General features: G+C 67.4%; 17 protein-coding genes and 1 tRNA gene. 10 read left to right on the top strand and 8 right to left on the bottom strand.

Annotation, left to right across the window (positions count from 1 at the left end; translation table 11 throughout):
* Positions 1-62 precede the first annotated feature (62 nt).
* Complete coding sequence (locus RJ1_RS36625; protein WP_073367895.1) at positions 63-728, top strand: GAP family protein; 666 nt, start codon at positions 63-65, stop codon at positions 726-728.
* Here RJ1_RS36625 and RJ1_RS36620 read toward each other — a convergent pair.
* A complete protein-coding gene (locus tag RJ1_RS36620) occupies positions 675-1,580 on the bottom strand; it encodes a hypothetical protein (protein ID WP_073367900.1) in 906 nt (301 codons plus the stop codon). The two genes, RJ1_RS36625 and RJ1_RS36620, sit on opposite strands and share 54 nt — an antisense overlap.
* An 82-nt stretch (positions 1,581-1,662) precedes the next feature.
* Complete coding sequence (locus RJ1_RS36615; RefSeq protein ID WP_073367892.1) at positions 1,663-2,601, bottom strand: formylglycine-generating enzyme family protein; 939 nt, start codon at positions 2,599-2,601, stop codon at positions 1,663-1,665.
* 136 nt (positions 2,602-2,737) lie between these two features.
* Between RJ1_RS36615 and RJ1_RS36610 the strand changes: the two genes are divergently transcribed.
* The 5 genes from RJ1_RS36610 (at position 2,738) to RJ1_RS36590 (ending at position 9,043) form a co-directional block, all read left to right on the top strand.
* Positions 2,738-4,525, top strand: coding sequence for a multicopper oxidase family protein (locus RJ1_RS36610; protein WP_073367889.1), 1,788 nt, complete (start codon positions 2,738-2,740; stop codon positions 4,523-4,525).
* A gap of 94 nt (positions 4,526-4,619) precedes the next feature.
* Positions 4,620-5,213 (top strand): TetR/AcrR family transcriptional regulator, encoded by a 594-nt coding sequence (locus RJ1_RS36605; protein WP_083400541.1) that lies wholly within the window; start codon positions 4,620-4,622, stop codon positions 5,211-5,213.
* Positions 5,210-6,700: a flavin-containing monooxygenase gene (locus tag RJ1_RS36600; protein ID WP_073367881.1), complete on the top strand. Its 1,491-nt coding sequence runs from the start codon at positions 5,210-5,212 to the stop codon at positions 6,698-6,700. The genes RJ1_RS36605 and RJ1_RS36600 overlap by 4 nt, the downstream gene beginning before the upstream one ends.
* Positions 6,697-8,409: an FAD-dependent oxidoreductase gene (locus tag RJ1_RS36595; protein WP_073367878.1), complete on the top strand. Its 1,713-nt coding sequence runs from the start codon at positions 6,697-6,699 to the stop codon at positions 8,407-8,409. The genes RJ1_RS36600 and RJ1_RS36595 overlap by 4 nt, the downstream gene beginning before the upstream one ends.
* On the top strand, positions 8,393-9,043 hold the full coding sequence (locus tag RJ1_RS36590; protein ID WP_073367876.1) for an acetoacetate decarboxylase family protein: 651 nt from the start codon (positions 8,393-8,395) through the stop codon (positions 9,041-9,043). Before RJ1_RS36595 ends, RJ1_RS36590 begins: the two co-directional genes overlap by 17 nt.
* Before the next feature lie 176 nt (positions 9,044-9,219).
* Here RJ1_RS36590 and RJ1_RS36585 read toward each other — a convergent pair whose 3' ends face one another.
* Both RJ1_RS36585 and RJ1_RS36580 read right to left on the bottom strand, forming a co-directional pair.
* Positions 9,220-9,609: an SRPBCC family protein gene (locus RJ1_RS36585; RefSeq protein WP_162850388.1), complete on the bottom strand. Its 390-nt coding sequence runs from the start codon at positions 9,607-9,609 to the stop codon at positions 9,220-9,222.
* A 17-nt stretch (positions 9,610-9,626) separates the two neighbouring features.
* Entirely contained in the window at positions 9,627-9,989 is a 363-nt protein-coding gene (locus RJ1_RS36580) for an ArsR/SmtB family transcription factor (protein ID WP_174695064.1), read from the bottom strand.
* A 42-nt stretch (positions 9,990-10,031) separates the two neighbouring features.
* Between RJ1_RS36580 and RJ1_RS36575 the strand changes: the two genes are divergently transcribed.
* The 3 genes from RJ1_RS36575 to RJ1_RS36565 all read left to right on the top strand — a co-directional run bounded on the left by RJ1_RS36575 (position 10,032) and on the right by RJ1_RS36565 (position 13,106).
* Entirely contained in the window at positions 10,032-10,490 is a 459-nt protein-coding gene (locus tag RJ1_RS36575) for a Fur family transcriptional regulator (protein WP_073367868.1), read from the top strand.
* A 53-nt stretch (positions 10,491-10,543) separates the two neighbouring features.
* On the top strand, positions 10,544-12,013 hold the full coding sequence (locus RJ1_RS36570; protein WP_073367865.1) for a catalase: 1,470 nt from the start codon (positions 10,544-10,546) through the stop codon (positions 12,011-12,013).
* Positions 12,014-12,302: 289 nt separating this feature from the next.
* Positions 12,303-13,106, top strand: coding sequence for a metal-dependent hydrolase (locus RJ1_RS36565; RefSeq protein WP_073367863.1), 804 nt, complete (start codon positions 12,303-12,305; stop codon positions 13,104-13,106).
* Between the two features lie 9 nt (positions 13,107-13,115).
* Here RJ1_RS36565 and RJ1_RS36560 read toward each other — a convergent pair whose 3' ends face one another.
* From RJ1_RS36560 to RJ1_RS36550, 3 genes are all read right to left on the bottom strand, one after another.
* Entirely contained in the window at positions 13,116-14,123 is a 1,008-nt protein-coding gene (locus tag RJ1_RS36560; RefSeq protein ID WP_073367860.1) for an ABC transporter substrate-binding protein, read from the bottom strand.
* Between the two features lie 128 nt (positions 14,124-14,251).
* Positions 14,252-14,325: transfer RNA gene (locus RJ1_RS36555), tRNA-Pro, on the bottom strand.
* Between the two features lie 54 nt (positions 14,326-14,379).
* Positions 14,380-15,351 (bottom strand): metallophosphoesterase, encoded by a 972-nt coding sequence (locus RJ1_RS36550; RefSeq protein ID WP_073367857.1) that lies wholly within the window; start codon positions 15,349-15,351, stop codon positions 14,380-14,382.
* A 67-nt stretch (positions 15,352-15,418) separates the two neighbouring features.
* Between RJ1_RS36550 and RJ1_RS36545 the strand changes: the two genes are divergently transcribed.
* Complete coding sequence (locus RJ1_RS36545) at positions 15,419-15,886, top strand: GatB/YqeY domain-containing protein (RefSeq protein ID WP_005248498.1); 468 nt, start codon at positions 15,419-15,421, stop codon at positions 15,884-15,886.
* 54 nt (positions 15,887-15,940) lie between these two features.
* Here the strand turns inward: RJ1_RS36545 and RJ1_RS36540 are convergent, their stop codons facing one another.
* A complete protein-coding gene (locus RJ1_RS36540) occupies positions 15,941-18,286 on the bottom strand; it encodes a penicillin-binding protein (RefSeq protein WP_073367855.1) in 2,346 nt (781 codons plus the stop codon).
* Positions 18,287-18,499 lie beyond the last annotated feature (213 nt).

Genomic DNA, 18,499 nt, shown 5'->3' with positions numbered 1-18,499 from the left:
TCACGTGCGGTTCACCCGGCACGTGCGAGGCGCAGGCGGCGTCCCGACCCTACGGTTCGGACATGGGCTCAGTCATCGGAGATCTGTTACCGCTCGCCGTGGGTGTCGCGATCTCGCCGATACCGATCATCGCCGTCATCCTGATGTTGCTGTCGAAACGCGCGGGCGGTGCGAGCGCGGGCTTCGGTGTCGGCTGGATCGTCGGCATCCTCGTCGCGACGGGCATCTTTCTGCTCCTGGCCGGTGGCATCGACACCTCCGATTCCGACGACCCGTCCGCGACGGTCTCGTGGGTGAAGGTGGTTGTCGGTGTGCTGCTGCTCCTGCTCGCGGCGAGGCAGTGGAGAAGCCGCAACGCGAACGCGGAACCGCCGAAGTGGATGCATGCCATCGACGATCTGAATTTCGTGAAGTCGACGGGACTCGGATTCGCACTGGCCGCGATCAATCCGAAGAATCTGCTGCTCTGCGTGTCGGCGGGCGTCGCGATCGGCACGGCGGACGTCAACGGCGGCGAGCAGGTGGTGGCCCTCGTCGTGTACACGGTGCTGGCCGGATCGACGGTGCTGGTCCCGGTCATCGCCTACGCCGTCGCCGCCGACAAGATGCGCGGAACCCTCGACAGCCTCAAGGTGTGGCTGCAGGCGAACAACGCCGCGGTGATGAGCGTGCTGCTACTCGTGATGGGGGCCGTCGTCCTGGGCAAGGGATTCGGCGGCCTGTTCTGACGCGTCGGCGTCCGGTCCGCGGAGGTAGCGTCCGACGTAGCCCTCGTCGAGTGCGATGGCCTTGACGATCACCGCGGACCCCACGATCACGACGGACAGGACGAACAGCCAGCTGATCGCGGTGAACACCAGGCCGAGCGACCCGAACTGGTGTTGCGCGGCGGCGGTGATCCGGGGCAGGACGAGACGTCCGCCGGCGTGGAGGGCGGTGAGCGCGGCGGCGGTCAGCGCCCCCGTCGCCCACAGCACGCGGCCCTTGAGGGTACCCATCGTCAACAGATACGGGCTGAGAGTCCACACGGTCATCCACACCGCGAACTCCCCGGCGAGTGCGAGAGGTGGCCCGATGAACCGGACGCTCGTGAGCTCGCTGGCCAGGCCGATCGCCGTCCCCGACATCGCGACGGCGAACAGGACCACCAGCCACCGCCAGGCGTCCCGGAGGTTGATCGACGGGACGTTCCAGATCTTTCCGTAGATGCGGGCGAGGGCCCGGGCGAACGACGTACCGCTGATCGCGATCATCAGCAGGCCCACCACACCGAACGCCGCGAAGGAGGGGTCGGTGGTGTCCACGGCGCCGGACGTGGACGACAACTCCGTGGGGTCGAAGCCGAACTGGGTCTTGATGGTGCGGGCGGTCACGTTCCAACTGCTCAGCGTCGAGGCCGCAATCATCACGGGCAGCACCGACGTGAAGATCCTCGCGGCGAGCGTCATCGACCGGTCGACGAGCTCGATCTCGATCAGCCCGTCGATGACGCGTCGAACCGTGCGGCCCGGAGGTGTGCCCTGCAACCAGCCGTTGGCCGTTTCGGTCCGCGCGATCAGCGCTTCCCGGGCCAGCGCCACAGACAATTTGGTGGACCGCACACCACCGACTCAACCGCAGCGGACGCGGCGCGTCTTCATCCCCGTGAGGTGAGAAAGACCGTCACGGGCGGATGATGCACCGGAACCCGATGTGGCACGTCGACGTCTCCTCGGTGTCGCCCTGCCGGGCCGAGGGTCGGTAGCGGAGGCAGTAGTTGGGCGCGCAGAGGTGTGAGCCGCCCTTGATCACCCGGCGCGCATACGGTTCGTCCGGGTTCTCGACGCGTGCGGTGTCGACGCGCGGGTTGGTCGGAATGCAGCAGGAACCGGCAGGCGCGACGTTCTTCCCGCTCTCCGAGTGATCCGTGGTGAAGAAATCGGTGGTCCATTCCCACACGTTGCCGGCCATGTCGCTGAGTTCGTAACCGTTGGGACGGAAGTGGCCGACCGGCGACGTCCCCGCGAAGCCGTCCTCGAGGAGGTTCTCCCACGGAAACTGGCCCTGCCAGACGTTGCCGCCGGGTCGGCCGCCCGGTTCGTGTTCGTCGCCCCACACGAACGGTTTCCGGTCCAGCCCGCCCCGCGCGGCGAACTCCCACTCCGCTTCGGTGGGGAGATCCTTGCCCGCCCACTCCGCGTACGCCCGCGCGTCGAACCACGAGACGTGCGTGACGGGATGGCGTTCACGTCCGCCGACGTTGCTGCCCGGACCTTCCGGGCGCCGCCAGTCGGCGCCCGGTGTGAACGACCACCAGCGGGTGAAGTCGTCGAGCGGCACCGGGCCGGGGGTCGGGGTGAAGACCAGCGAACCGGGCACGAGCAGCGCCGGATCGGCGCCCGGGTACTGGGCGGGGTCGGGGGCGGTCTCGGCGGTGGTGACGTGACCGGTGGCCTTCACGAATCGGCGGAATTCGGCGACGGTGACTTGGTGCGAGTCCATCCAGAATCCGTCGACCGTCACCTGGTGGACGGGGCGTTCCTCGGGATAGAAGTCTTCCGAACCCATCCAGAAGGTGCCCCCGGGGATCCATGCCATGTTCTTCGGAACTGCACGAGTCATGAGGCCAGACTGGCACGACGACGGCGGCGGCGAGAAGGGGAGCCCCCGTAAACCCGGTGCGAGCGGCAACGGTTGGGGTACCGTCGGCTACTCGATTCGCAATGCTGTTTCTCACCGTGCAGGGGGGCTCCGCCGAATGGATGGACGGATTCCGCGTAGGTCGTTCGTTCGTGGACTGGCGCTGACGACCGGGCTCGGCGCCGTCGGGGTGGGGTCGGCGAGCGCCTACCCGTTCGGGATTGATCCGCTGCGGCCGTTCGTCTTCTCCTCGCCGCCGCTGCAGCCGTTCCGGGAACAGTTGCCGCCGTTGCCGGTGCTGGGCGGGAGCGCCGTCGAGGTGCACGCGAGCAGCACCACGCACGTGTTCCACCCCGACCTGCCGGCGTCCCCGGCCCTCGGTTACGGCGGCATGGACTACCTGGGCCCGACGATCGAGGCCCACGTCGGCGAACGGACGTCGCTCACCTACCGCAACGACATCGCGAGCAACCCCCTGGCCGCCGACGTCGACACGAGGATCCACGGCGTCACCGAACAGGACCGCACCCAGGTGCCGACGTCGCTTCATCTGCACGGTGGTCGGACGCCCCCGGAGTTCGACGGGCATCCCGAGGACATCATGCGGCCGGGGCAGGGGATGGTGCACGAGTTCCCGAACCGGCAGGAAGCCTGTGCGCTCTGGTATCACGACCACGCCATGGGCGTCACCCGGCTCAACATCTACGCCGGGCTGGCGGGCATGTACCTGCTGCGCGACGAGTACGACACCGGTCAGGGCGACAACCCGCTCGGCCTGCCATCGGGCGAGTTCGAGCTTCCTCTGGTGTTGCAGGACAAGAACTTCACCGACGACGGGCGGCAGAGCGTCCGCTCCAATCCGCTGAACCCGCAGGGCAGCTGGGAAGCCGCCACCCCCGGCGACGTCGGCGTGGTGAACGGCAAGGTGTGGCCGGAGATGTCCGTGGCGCGGGGCCTGTACCGGCTGCGGATGGTGAACGCCGCGTCGTTCAGCGTGTGGAACCTGTTCTTCGAGAACCGGATGAGGTTCTGGGTGATAGGCGCCGAGGGCGGGCTGCTCGACGCGCCGGTCGCCACCGACCACGTCCGGCTCGGACCGGGGGAGCGTGTCGACCTCCTCGTCGATTTCGGCGCCCTCGCGCCCGGGACGACGGTGGAACTGCGCAACGACGAACCGATTCCGGCGCAGGTGGCGCAGCGCGGCGTGCAGATCATGCCGCGGTTCTGCCGGTTCCGGATCGGAACGGCCGCCGGGTTCACGGGTGGTGTGCCGGAGACCCTGCGGGGCGGGAGCCGTGGTCTCGCCGTCCTCCCGCCCATCGCGCAACCGTCGGTCGTGCGCACCGTGTCGGTGCTGCAACTCGCGCAGGGCCTCGGCCAGCCGTCCCCGCTGATGTCGCTGAACAACCTCCGCTACACGAGCGACGACATCGAGATGCCCCGGCAGGGCACCGTCGAGCAGTGGAACATCGTCAACGTCACGCCCGAACCGCACCCGATCCACCTGCACCTGGTGGCGTTCCGGGTGATCGGACGGCAGGCCATCGACACGAACGCGTTGATGCAGGCCGTCCCCGTCCCCGCGGTCGGGATGCGGTGGACACCGTCGGCGGATCCGTTCGCCGTCGGGCCGATCCAGGCGCCGCAGGTGTGGGAGTCGGGGTTCAAGGACACCGTGATCGCGGACGCGAACTCGATCACCCGGATCATCGTCCGGTTCCCGACCGCGGACGAACTCGGCTTCGACCCCGACGCGACGTTCGGGATGTCGGGGGGCGCGATGGATCACTCCGGCGGCGGCCATATGGAGCACGAGTCCCATCCCCTCCAGGGTTACGTGTGGCACTGCCACATGCTCGACCACGAGGACCACGACATGATGCTGCGGTATCGCCTCGTGCCGTAGGCCCGTGAGTACTTATTAACGTTCCGCGGTTGATAAGCACTCACAGGCGCAGCACTTAAAAGCAGTCTGGACTGTTTTCTTTTTTCCGCCTACAGTGCTGGGTGTGACACCTGACACAGCAGTAGTCAAGCCGACCCGCACGCAGGCGGAGCGAACCGCGGCGATGCGTACGAAGCTGCTCGACGCGGCGGTCGATTCCCTGGTCGAGCTCGGGTACGCACGCACCACCACGCAGGGCATCGCCCGGCGGGCGGGGGTGTCGCGCGGCGCCCAGCTGCACCATTTCCCCACCAAGGAGTCGTTGGTGGTGGCCGCCGTGGAACATCTGGTGGACAAGCGGATGGAGGAGATCCTCGCCGCCGAGGTGGACGCCGGTCGCGGGGTCGAGGTGCTCGCCGACGCCTTCTCGGGTCCGCTGTTCTATGCGGCGCTCGAGCTGTGGGTGGCCGCCCGGACCGATCCGGCGCTGTACGAGGCGACGGTTCCGCTCGAGCGGAAGGTCACCGAAGCGTTGCGTCACGGGTCGGCGGAGGTGTTCGGTGATCGGTTCGACTCCGACGCCATCGAGCTCAGTATCGAATTGGTTCGCGGTCTCGCGGTGTCGGCACTGTTCCGCACCGCCGAGGCCGAACAGTCACTCCGCGCGCGGCTGTTGCCCGTGTGGGAATCGAAGATGGAGAAGTCGTGAACCTTCCGCAGCACGTACACACCCTGATCGTCGGCGCGGGTTTCGCCGGTATGGGACTGGCCGCGCGCATTCTGCAGACGCAGCCGGACGCCGACGTCCTGATCATCGAGCGCGGGGCGGACGTCGGCGGGACATGGCGCGACAACACCTACCCGGGTTGCGCCTGCGACGTCCCGACGTCGCTGTATTCGTTCTCGTTCGCGCCCAGCGCCGACTGGAGTCATACGTTCGCCCGCCAGCCCGAGATCTACCGCTACCTGAAGAAGGTTGCGGTCGACACCGGGGTCATGAACTGCGTGGTGACCGATTGCGAACTGCAGGAAGCGCAATGGGACGACGCCCAGGCCCTCTGGACCGTCCGGACCAGTCGCGGAACGGTGACGGCCGACGTCGTGGTCGCCGCGACCGGTGCGCTCTCGACGCCCAGCGTCCCGGACATGCCCGGGCTCGAGTCGTTCGGCGGCACCACGTTCCACTCGGCGACGTGGAACCACGACCACGACCTCACCGGGGAGCAGGTGGCCGTGATCGGTACCGGCGCGTCCGCGGTGCAGTTCGTCCCCGAGATCGCAGCCGCGACCGAGCATCTCACCGTGTTCCAGCGCACCCCCGCCTGGGTGATCCCCCGTCTCGACCGCGAACTGTCGGGCACGGAGAAGGATCTCTACCGGCGACTGCCGTTGGTGCAGAAGGCTGTCCGGGCGTCCGTCTACAGCTTCCGTGAAGCCCTGGGCGGGGTGCTCGCGCACGCCACCGGGCTGCTGCCGGCGTTCGAGTTGGTGGCCAGGGTGCACCTGCGGCGCCAGGTGCGTGATCCCGAACTCCGCAGCAAGCTCACCCCGAACTTCACCATCGGCTGCAAGCGGATGCTGCTGTCGAACGACTGGCTCCGGACCCTCGACCGCCCCGACGTCACGCTCGTCGACGCGGGACTCACCGGGGTCACGCAGGACGGCGTCGTCGACGCGGTGGGTAATGAGCACAAGGTCGACACCATCATCTTCGCGACTGGTTTCACGCCCACGGAACCGCCTGTGGCGCATGCGTTGCTCGGGTCGCACGGCCGCACCCTCGCCGAGCACTGGGGCGGCAGCCCGAGCGCGTACAAGGGGACCACGGTCGCCGGTTTCCCCAACCTGTTCCTGATGTACGGGCCCAACACCAACCTCGGTCACAGCTCCATCGTCTACATGCTCGAGTCGCAGTCCGCGTACATCGCCGACGCGCTGAAGGTGATGCATCACAGCGGAATCACCGCTTTCGAGGTCACCGAGGAGGCGCAGCGCCGGTACAACACCCGAATCCAGTCCGATCTGCAGACCACCGTCTGGAACCAGGGCGGCTGCTCGAGCTGGTACTACGACTCCGAGGGGCGGAATTCGGTGCAGTGGCCGACGTTCACCTGGAAGTTCCGCTCCCAGCTGCAGCGATTCGACCAGGAGAACTACATGTCTCGACGCACGTCCGCGAAGGAGAGCGTCGCATGACGCATTACGACGTGATCGTGGTCGGATCCGGTTTCGGCGGTAGCGTCGCGGCGCTGCGCCTGACCGAGAAGGGTTATAGCGTAGGCGTTCTCGAGGCGGGTCGCCGCTTCGCCGACGACGAGCTGCCCGAGACGAGCTGGCGGGTGCGGCGCTACCTCTGGGCGCCGTGGCTGGGTTGTTACGGCGTGCAGCGGATTCACCTGCTGCCCGACGTCCTGGTCATGGCCGGGGCCGGGGTCGGCGGTGGTTCGCTGAACTACGCCAATACGCTGTACCAGCCGCCGCGCCACTTCTTCGAGGACAAGCAGTGGGCGCACATCACCGACTGGCAGTCGGAGTTGGCCCCGTACTACGAGCAGGCGAAGCAGATGCTGGGTGTGACGACCAACCCGTCGTTCACCCCCGCCGACGCCGTCTTGCGTGAGGTGGCCGAGGAGATGGGCGCCGGCGCGACGTTCACGTCCACGCCGGTGGGCGTGTTCTTCGGCGAGCCGGGATCGACGGTTGCAGACCCGTTCTTCGGGGGCGAGGGACCCGACCGCACGGGATGCACCGAGTGCGGGAGCTGCATGACGGGCTGCCGTGTCGGTGCAAAGAACACGCTGGTGAAGAACTACCTCCACCTCGCCGAGAAGGCAGGCGCGCAGGTCCATGCGCTGACGACGGTGAAGGAACTGCGACCCCGGGTGGGCGGCGGCTACGAGCTGCGGACCCGCCGCACCGACGGGATGCGCAAGCGGGAGCGCACGTTCACCGCCGACCAGGTGGTGGTCGCCGCCGGCACGTACGGCACCGCGCGGCTGTTGCTGGCGATGAAGGAATCGGGTGCGCTGCCGCGGTTGTCGCCGCGGTTGGGATCGGTGGTGCGCACCAATTCCGAGGCCGTCCTCGCGGCCACCGCCAGACGCCGTGACACGGACTTCACGAAGGGAGTGGCCATCACGTCCTCGTTCCACCCCGACGACCACACCCACATCGAACCGGTGCGATACGGCAAGGGCAGCAACGCCATCGGGCTGTTGCAGACCGTTCTCAGCGACGGCGGCGGACGGGCGCCGCGGCTGCTGAAGACGGTGGGTGTGGCGCTGCGTCGTCCCGGGGCGTTCCTGCGGAGCCTGTCGGTGCGGCACTGGTCGGAGCGCACCGTCATCGCACTCGTGATGCAGACCGACGACAACTCGCTCGAACTCGCGAAGGGGAAGGGGCGTCTCGGTCGCGCGGTCACCAGCCGTCCCGGGCCGGGAGATCCGCCACCGGAATGGATCCCACAGGGTCACACCGCGATCCGCAAGGTCGCCGAGCGGATCGGGGGAGACCCCGGCGGTTCGCTCGCCGACGTCGTGAACATCCCGATGACCGCGCATTTCCTCGGCGGCTGCGCGATCGGCGATACGCCGGATACGGGTGTCGTCGACCCCTATCTGCGGGCCTACGGCCACGACGGTCTGCACGTGGCCGACGGGTCGGTGGTGAGCGCGAACCTCGGCGTCAACCCGTCGCTGACCATCACCGCCCAGGCCGAGCGCGCATTCGCGCTGTGGCCCAACAGGGGTGAGGTCGATGCCCGACCCGAACCGGGCAAGCCATACGTACGTATCGAACCGTCTCCGCCGCGAACGCCGGTGGTGCCCGTGGACGCGCCGGGCGCACTGCGGCTTCCGCTGACGGTGATCACGCGAAGGGAGACAGTCGATGTGGAGCGTGCCTGAATCGCACACCGACCGCGCGGACTGGCCCGCGAGCACTCCGCCCCCGTGGCCGGCGGGGGTGCGCGCGACGCTCTGGTGGCATCGCAGCACCGAGGCCGCCCGCGTACTCGGGCCCGACGGTGCGACCGTGCCCCTGACCCTGGCCATGATGGTCGACTACCTGGACTCGCCCGTCGGGCCCTACCGCGAAATCCTGGCCAGCCCGGTGCTGCGGGCGCCGGGTCGTCGCACCGGCCTGCTGCCGCGCATGGCGGTGCCGTTCATCGCGGTGGACTCGGAACCGTCCGTGCACGGCGGACGCGTCCACTGGAGTCTGCCGAAGGTCCCTGCCGAGTTCGACGGCGACGTGCACGGAACCTTCGAGGCGTCGACCGATGCGTGGCGCGTCTCCACCCGGACTCGGCCGCGCGGACCGCGACTACCCATCGCCGGGGCGCTGGGGTTCGCGCAACCCGGTGAAGACGGTCACGGGCTCGTGACGGCATCGGCGCGGCTGCGCGGACACCTCCGGTACGCCCGCGTCGACGTGCGAGCCGAAGGCCCCACCCTGACCGCGTGGCTGGCACCCGGCGCCCATCACGGCATCGTGATCACCGACGGGCAGATGACCACCGGTCCCGCGCGGCTGCGCTGACCGGCGGAGACAGCGAAGGCCCCCGGCGGTGAGCCGGGGCGGCCTTCGGGTCGACGTCCCACAGGCGCCTCTCGGCGAGTGGTCGCTCGTAGCGACGAATGGGGTGAGGCCCGGGGCATGTCCGGACGCCGACAGGGGGTTCAGCGGATTGGTCCGCCGAATTGTTCCCGGGTTCGTTATTCGACGTCCGCGGCGACGCCGGCGAGGCGCGGCAGCACGGTGTCGCGCCAGCCCGGACCCATCCGCTCGAACGCGTCGCGGCTCCGCTTGTCGTCGAGGTCGAAGCCGGAATGTTCGAGGAACAGGCGGGTGCCGGTGCCCTCGGGAACCACGTTCCAGGTCAGTGTCCAGTTCTCGGTGAAGGTGTAGACGAGTCGCCGTTCGGGCTCGACCTCGACCACCTCGCAGGGCACGGAACCCCAGCCGGGCATGTTCAGGTGGAACCGATGCCCGACCGTGGCGGCGATGTCGCCCGCCGCCCACCAGCGGGCCAGGAGTTCCGGCTCGGTGAGGGCCCGCCACACCTTGGCCGGTGGTGCGGCGATGAACTGGTCGACGGAGATCATGGTGGTGGTGCGGTCGGTCACGAGTCCTCCTCGAGGATGTCGGCGAGTGTGCGCAAGCGGCCGCGCCAGAACCGCTCGAACGGGTGCAGCCAGTCGCCCACGTCGGCGAGTGGCTCTGCGGTCAGGTGATAGTGACGTTGCCGCCCGGACGGTTCGTCGCGGACGAGTCCTGCCTTGCGCAGCACCTGCAGGTGTTCGGCGACGGCGGGTCGGCTGAGGTCGAAACGGCCGGCGAGGTCACCCGCGGTCCGGGGGCCGTCCGCCAGGATTTCCAGCAGCCGGCGGCGCACGGGGTTCGCGAGGGCGAGGAAGACGTCGTCGTCGGGCACGACCCGACCATATGTCGGAGATTTCCGGCATGTCAAGAATTTCCGACACATCCTTTTCTTGACTAATTCCAAAAAAGGCCGATACTTGAACACATGCGACACGACACCGATCCCCGAGCGCAACTGCGCGGCGTGGGCCTCCGTGTCACAGCCCCGCGAGTCGCAGTCTTGAATGCGGTTGCCGTACGGCCACATTCCGACGTCGACGACATCGCGGCCGTCGTTCGTGACGAGCTGGGTTCGGTCTCCACCCAGGCGGTGTACGACGTCCTCAAGGCATGCACCGCCGCCGGCCTACTCCGCCGCATCGAGCCCGCGGGTTCGCCCGCACGGTTCGAAACCCGTACCGGAGACAACCACCACCACCTCGTGTGCCGCAGCTGCGGGACCGTCGTGGACGTGGACTGCGCAGTCGGCGAGGCACCGTGCCTCGACCCCTCGCAGGCCCACGGTTTCGAGATCGACGAGGCCGAGGTCGTCTTCTGGGGACTCTGCTCGCAGTGCCAAATCGACGCGCAGAGCGGAACCGGGTCGACAGCAGCCCTGTCCTGACCCGTCCGTCCCCACCGCTACACCCTCACCCGATGCAACCTGGAGGCTTTGCCATGCCTGAAACACAGCGCGCGACCACCACCAATGCCGGAATTCCCGTCGTCAGCGACAACGAATCGCTCACCGCCGGTCCCCAGGGGCCCATCCTCCTGCACGACCACTACCTGGTCGAGAAGCTCGCCCAGTTCAACCGTGAGCGTGTCCCGGAGCGCGTCGTCCACGCCAAGGGCGGCGGCGCATTCGGCGAACTGGTCGTCACCCACGACGTGAGCCGCTACACCAAGGCCACGCTGTTCCAGCCCGGCGCGAAAACCGAGTCGCTGGTGCGGTTCTCCACCGTCGCCGGCGAGCAGGGCAGCCCCGACACCTGGCGCGACCCGCGTGGCTTCGCCGTGAAGTTCTACACCGAGGACGGCAACTACGACCTCGTCGGCAACAACACGCCGGTGTTCTTCATCAAGGACCCGATCAAGTTCCCCGACTTCATCCACTCGCAGAAGCGTCTGCCCGGATCCGGCCTGCGCGACCACGACATGCAGTGGGACTTCTGGACGCTGCGGCCCGAGTCTGCCCATCAGGTGACCTGGCTGATGGGTGACCGCGGAATCCCGAAGACGTGGCGTCACATGGACGGATTCGGCTCGCACACCTACCAGTGGGTCAACGCCGAGGGCGAGCGCTTCTGGGTGAAGTACCACTTCAAGACCAACCAGGGCATCGAGTTTCTCACCCAGGACGAGGCCGACTCCCTCGCCGGCAACGACCCCGACCATCACCGCGCCGACCTGTACGACACGATCGCCCGCGGCGAGTTCCCCAGCTGGACGCTGAAGGTCCAGGTCATGCCCGTCGACGAGGCCGAGGGCTACCGGTTCAATCCGTTCGACCTCACCAAGGTGTGGTCGCAGAAGGACTACCCGCTGATCGAGGTCGGCAAGTGGACCCTCAACCGCAACCCCGACAACTTCTTCGCCCAGATCGAACAGGCGTCGTTCGAACCGTCGAATGTCGTTCCGGGAATCGGCTTCTCACCCGACAAGATGCTGCTGGGCCGCGTCTTCTCGTACGCGGACGCTCACCGGTACCGCATCGGCGCCAACTACGCGCAGCTGCCCGTCAACGCACCGAAGAATCAGGTGAACTCGTACTCGCAGGACGGCGCGATGCGGTACGCCACCAATTCGCCCGAGACCCCGGTGTACGCGCCGAACTCGTACGGAGGCCCGCACGCCGACGCCTCCCTCGCCGGCGACGAAGGCCTCTGGGCGTTCGACGGTGAGTCGGTGCGCGCCGGCTACATCGAGCACGCCGAGGACGGCGACTTCACGCAGGCGGGCACGCTCGTCCGGGAGGTCCTGGACGACGACGAACGCGAACGCCTGGTGATCAACATCGTCGGTCACGCACTCGGCGGTGTCAGCGAGCCGGTCCTGCTCCGCGTCTTCGAATACTGGAAGAACGTCGATCCCGACCTCGGCAAGCGAGTGGAAATCGGTGTCCGGGAAGGGCAGAGCCAGAACTGACGTTCGTTGGTGGGGCAGGCTCAGAGCAGGCCCCACCAGTAGATCAGGCAGGCGAGAACGAATACCACCACAGTTTCCACTTTCGACCCTCCTTCGCCCGACTGGGCGTAACGCACAACTCCATCATCCACCCTCGGCGCCCCCCGTGAGTACTTGTTAACCGCCCGCGGTTGAGAAGTACTCACAGGGGTGTGACGGATGTGTCGGATGTTGTTGCTAGGTTGGGCGGTGTCAGGACACCGGCTCGTATGACCGTGTCCCGAGTCGGGGTCGAAAGGTGCTGTCTTCCATGGTGATGGGTCCAACCCATGCAATGTCCGGTGCTGCCGTAGGTCTGGCGGTCGCAGATCTGCTGCCCCTCGACTGGGGTGGGCCCACCTCGACGGCCGAGACCTTCACGTTCGCGGCGGTGTGCGCCGGGGCGGCGCTGCTCCCGGACCTCGACACGAGCCAGTCCACCGTCTCGCGCTCGTTCGGTCCGGTCAGCAACGTCGTCGCGAAGGGTGTCGACGCGGTGTCGCTGGGTTTCTACACTGTCACAAAGGGCAAACGGGACGGCAAGCGGCGCGGCGGACACCGCACGCTCACCCACACCGCGCTGTTCGCGGCGGGTATCGGAGCGGGCGTGTCGGCGCTGGTCGTCCAGTTCGGCAAACCGGCCATCATCGCCACGCTCTTCATCTGCCTCGGCCTGGCCCTTAGAGGGTTGGCCGGTGAGCTGGCCAAAGAAAAAGGCTGGCTGGCAGTTTCGGCGGTCGCCGCCGTGCTGTCCGCCCTCACGTGGCAGTCGTATCCGACGGAGGCCGGCTCCACCGGACTCGGTGTCGCGGTGGCGCTCGGCTGCGTCACCCACTGTCTCGGGGACGCCATCACCAAGGAAGGCGTCCCCTTCCTCGCCCCGTTCCTCACACTCGGCAAGGAACGGTGGTGGGAGTTCCGGCTTCCGTCGTTCCTGTCCATCCGGGCGGGCGGGCCCTTCGAGAAGGTCGTGCTCGGGCCCGCCCTCACCGTGGCCGTCGGACTCATGGTCATCTGGGCAATCGACGGTGCGCCGCAGGCAATCTACGACGCGTTCATGCCTGTGCCTCAGTAACTCGGTGACTCAGGCTGCGAGCATGTTCTCGAGGTCGTCGAGGACGAGCATCGCGCCGGTGGGGCCGAGGGCGAGGAACCACGTCTCGTCGCTGACGTGCACGGACTTGCCGTCCTTCACCGCCTGCATCTGATTCCACAGCGGGCCGCCGACCACGGTCGACTCGTCGGTGGTGTCGGGTGCGCCGTAGCTGGAGTAGAAGATCCGGTCGGCGTCGGCCTCGCCGATCGTCTCCTGGCTCACCTCGACGGCGAGTTCGTCCACGTCCTGGATCGTGGGGCGGGGGAGCCCGACATCCTTCAGGATGACGCCGATGAACGACAGGTTGCCGTACAGGCGGGTCTTGCCGGACATGAACCGCACCAGCGAGATCGTCGGCTCACCTGTGATCGACTCCCGGACCTCGTCGGCGCGGGTCTGGTAGGTGTTGAGAACGTCCTCCGCCTTGGTCTCCTCACCGAGGGCGTCGGCGACAAGCAGGAAGTTCTCCTTCCACGGGAAGCCGGGGCGGATGCCGAACACGGTCGGTGCGATCGACGACAGCTGCGGGTACAGCTTGTCGGCGCGCAGTTTGCTGCCCAGGATCAGATCGGGCTGCAGCGCGGAGATCGCCTCGAGGTTCAGGTTGTTGGTGGTGCCGACGTCCGGCACTCCGGCGAGCTTGTCGGCGAGGTAGGACGGCTGACCTGCGGCGCTCTCCGGGCTGGCCAGTCCGACGGGCGTGATTCCGAGGGAGAGCACGTCGTCCAGCTCACCACCGTCGAGGACGATCACCCGTTCGGGCTTCTTCTCGATGACGGTCTCGCCGAGCGCGTGGGTGATGGTCCGGGGGAAGACGCCCGGATCGGCGTCGGTGCCGAGTTTGGCGGTCTCGGCGTCCGCCGTGGCGAACAGTCGACCGCCGGTCGCGACATCGGTGTTGCCGGCGGACGATCCGCTGTCGGTGGTGCCGCAGGCGGCGAGAAAGACGGTGGCCAGGGCGACCAGCCCGGCGCGTACGTAGAGCCTCGATGACATGAGGTGAGGCTAGCCTGAGGTTTTGGGCGGGAGTGCGTGGGGTCCGTGCAACCGGAAAACGCCCCCACCATGCAGAAGAGGCTCCGACCGGCGAACCGGTCGGAGCCTCTTCTCGGTGTCTCACACTGTCGGGGTGGCGGGATTTGAACCCACGACCTCTTCGTCCCGAACGAAGCGCGCTACCAAGCTGCGCCACACCCCGTGTTGAACCTCGGCTAGCTTACATTACACAGTCAGTGACCATTAAATCCCCTGGTCAATTGCGTATAACGGTGCTCTCCGACGACTCCGTGCGACTCCGCGCGGCGTCGGCATCCGAGCCGCCGCGCTGAGCCGGAACCAACGTCAGGAGCGTCGCCTCGGGGCGGCAGCAGAAGCGGGCCGGCGCCCACGGGGACGTCCCGACCCCGGCGGACACGTGCAGCTGGGTGTGCGCGCCCCACTTCGACGGACCCTTCACCCGCGAGCGATCGATGTCGCAGTTGGTGACCAGCGCGCCGTAGAACGGCAGGCACAGCTGACCGCCGTGCGTGTGGCCCGCCAGCACGAGGTCGTATCCGTCGTCCGCGAACCGGTCGAGCACACGCGGTTCGGGCGAGTGGGTGATGCCCAGGCGGAGATCGGCCAGCGGATTGGGCGGGCCGGCGATGGTGTCGTACCGATCGCGCTTGAGGTGCGGATCGTCGACGCCCGCCGACGCGATCCGAACCCCCGACACCTCGAGGTCGCGGCGCACGTGGGTGACGTCGAACCAGCCGCGCTCGGTGAACGCGGCCCGCAAGTCGCCCCACGGCAGCGGCTCGCCGAGGACCCGCTTGTGTTCCCTGCGGAAGTACTTGAGCGGGTTCTTCGGCTTGGGCGCGAAGTAGTCGTTGCTGCCGAAGACGAACAGTCCCGGGCGGGCCAGCAGATTCCCCATCGCCTGGACCACCGCGGGCACCGCCCGCTGGTGCGAAAGGTTGTCGCCGGTGTTGACGACGAGGTCGGGGTCGAGGTTGTCCAGCTCGCGCAGCCAGTTCTGTTTCAGCCGCTGTCCGGGCATCATGTGCAGGTCGCTGATGTGCAGCACCCGCAGCGTCGACGACCCGGGTTCGAGGACCGGCATCGTGACTTCACGCAGCACGAACGCGTTGCGTTCGATGAGCGAGGCGTAGCCGATGCCGAGGGCGGCGGCACCCGCCGTACCCAGGGCGGCGCGGGTCAGGTTGGCACGGAACTCGTCAGACACTCTTCCAGGATACTGATGAGCGCAATCGCGGTGCAGTGTCAGAATCGGGGCGCGTAGCGTTTCGCCCATGCCAGATTCACTGAAAGCAAGACTGCGCTCCGACATGACGGCCGCGATGAAGGCCAAGGATTCGCTGCGCACCGCCACTATCCGCATGTTGATGGCCGCCGTGCAGACCGAAGAGGTCTCCGGCAAGGAAGCTCGTGAACTCACCGACGACGAGGTGCTCAAGGTCCTCGCGAAGGAGTCGAAGAAGCGCGGCGAGTCCGCCGAGATCTACACCGAGAACGGTCGAGGTGAGCTGGCGGCGCAGGAGCGGGCCGAGGCTCAGATCATCGACGAATACCTCCCGACCCCGCTGACCGACGCGGAACTCGTCGACGTCGTGGACACCGCCATCGCTCAGGTGGCCGAGGAGATCGGTGAGCGTCCCGGTATGCGTCAGATGGGTCAGGTCATGAAGGCCGCCGGCGCACTCGCGGGCGGCAAGGCTGACGGTTCGCGGCTCTCGCACGCGGTGAAGTCCCGCCTCTGACCCGCACGTGAGTGGGAAAGTGCGCCCCCGCACACCTTCCCACTCACGTGGGGGTTACCGCGGTATGGGCGGCAGCTGGATCGGCGGCAGGCCGGGCAGCTGGATGGGCGGAACGGGGATGCCCTGAGCCGGCGCTTGAGGGGGAGCGGCCTTCACCGATCCGTCGCTGACGTAGATCGTGATGGTCGACCCCGGAATGGCCGAACCGGACGGCGACACGCTCGTGACCGTCCCCTTGGTCGCCTGCGATTCGGTGGTGACCGAGTTGACGGTGAACCCCGCTCCCTGCAGACGGGACGTCGCGGCCGACTGGCTCAGCCCGGTGACGTCCGGAACCTGACCGTTCTGCGAACCCCGCACATACTTCTGATCGACCGGCGGCAACGACGTCGGCCCGAAGTTGTTGGCGATGGGGTTCATCGCCGCATACCAGGTCCGGGCGGGTTCGTTTCCACCGAAGAGGTTTCCGTCACCACACGGACGCAGCGGGGCCGAGCAGATCTCCCCGGGCGTCGGCGAGTCACCGAACACGTAGACGGCGGCGGCGAAGTTGTTGGTGAACCCGAGGAAGCCCGAGGACATGTGGGATTCCGTGGTACCCGTCTTACCGGCCATCGGGAGCGTCCAGCCGACGCTGCCCGCCGCCCCGGCGGACGTACCGCCCGGCTTGTCGTCCTTGCTCATGGCGTTGGTGAGGGTGTCGGCGAGTCCGGGTTCGACCACCTGCTCGCACGCCTGCTGGGTGACCGAGACGGGCTTGCCCTCACGGTCGAAGACCGAATCGATGGGGGTGGGTGGGCACCACTTGCCGTGCGACGCGAGCGTTGCCGCGACGTTCGACAGTTCCAGGGGATTGATCCATGTGGGCCCGAGGGTGAACGAACCCAGGTTCTGATCCTTCTGGAAGTCCGCCATGCTGCGATCGTCGAATCCGGAGGTGCCGGGGTCGGCGTACGAGCGCAGACCCAGCCGCACCGCCATGTCGACGGTGGGGGCGACCCCGGTGGCCTGGATGAGCTTGACGAACGCGGTGTTGGGCGACTGTGCGAGCGCGTCCGTCACCGACAGTGCCGCCGGGTATTTGCCGGCGTTCTCGACGCAGTACGTGGACGCGGGACAGCCTCGCGCACCACCGCTACCCATGCCTTTGGCCTCGAACCGCCCGGGGACGTCCAGGATGGCGTTGGTGCCGAGGCCTTTCTCCATCGCGGCTGCCGTGGTGAAGATCTTGAAGATCGACCCGGCGCCGTGCCCGGCCAGTGAGTACGGCTGGGCCTGCACGGTTTCGTTGGCGTTCGCGTCGAGGCCGTAGGTGCGGCTACTGCCCATCGCGAGAATCTTGTGCGAATCCTGGCCGGGCTGGACCACGTTCATGACGTTTGCGATGCCGTCGAGCTCCGGGCTGGCGTTCGCACTGAGCGCCGCCTTCGTCGATGCCTGGACCGCGGGGTCGAGCGTCGTCTTGATCAGGTAGCCGCCCTTGTCGATCTGCTCGCGGCTGATGCCGGCGTTGGCCAGGTACTGGAGGGCGTAGTCGCAGAAGAACCCGCGGTCGCCGGCGGCGATGCACCCGCGGGGAAGCCGGTTGGGCTCGGGCAGCACACCGAGGGGTGTCTCCTTGAGCTGCCGCAGCTCGGCGGCCCGCTCGGGGATGTTCGAGATCATCGTGTCGAGAACGACGTTGCGGCGCTCGAGCACGCCTTCGGGATTCGTGTACGGGTTCAGCGCCGAGCTCGACTGCACCATGCCCGCGAGCATCGCGGACTGCTGGGTGTTCAGTTCGGCGGCGTCGATGCCGAAGTAGGTCTGGGCGGCGTCCTGGATGCCGAACGAGGCGTTGCCGAACGGCACCAGGTTGAGATAGCGGGTGAGGATCTCGTCCTTGGTGAGTTCCTTGTCGAGCGTCAGCGCCATCCGGATCTCGCGGATCTTGCGGGCGGGCGTCGTCTCGATCGCCGCTCGGCGTTCGGCGTCGGTCTTGGCGACGACGAGCAGCTGGTAGTTCTTCACATACTGCTGGTCGAGCGTGGACGCGCCCTGCTGGACTTCACCGCTCGTGGTGTTGGTCAGGAAGGCACGCATCGTGCCCTGCCAGTCGACACCCTTGTGCTCGGGGAACCGGCGGTCCTCGACGGAGACGATGGCGAGCTTCATCTCGTTCGAGATCTTGTCGCTCGGGACTTCGAACCGCCGCTGGTCGTACAGCCACGCGATGGGATTGCCCGCCGAGTCGACCATCGTCGAGACCGCGGGAACCGTTCCTTCGACCAGTTCGGCCGAGACGTTGTCGACGGTGTCAGCCGCCCTGTTGGACGCGTAACCGAACCCGCCGGCGAGCGGAAACATCACGCCGGCGAGGAGCACTCCTGCCAAGGCGGAGGATCCCGCGAGCTTCCCCACTGTTTTTGCAATCGACACGATCTACAGACTACGTGGGGTCTGAGGGTGCGCTGGTTGGGCGCGGAATTCGGCCAGGAAAAAGCCCTGAGCACGGGGTATGGACGGGCGTACCAAAAAAGCGTGTTCTTCGTCTTGCGCGTTGCGGTTTCTTTACCTAAATTGTTGGAACAGTGTGATGGAGATAACACCCCATCGCTTATGTGGTGCAGCCTC

It is taken from the genome of Rhodococcus jostii NBRC 16295, assembly GCF_001894825.1.
Lineage (GTDB): Bacteria > Actinomycetota > Actinomycetes > Mycobacteriales > Mycobacteriaceae > Rhodococcus_F > Rhodococcus_F jostii.
This window is presented reverse-complemented; position numbering and strand designations above follow the sequence as displayed.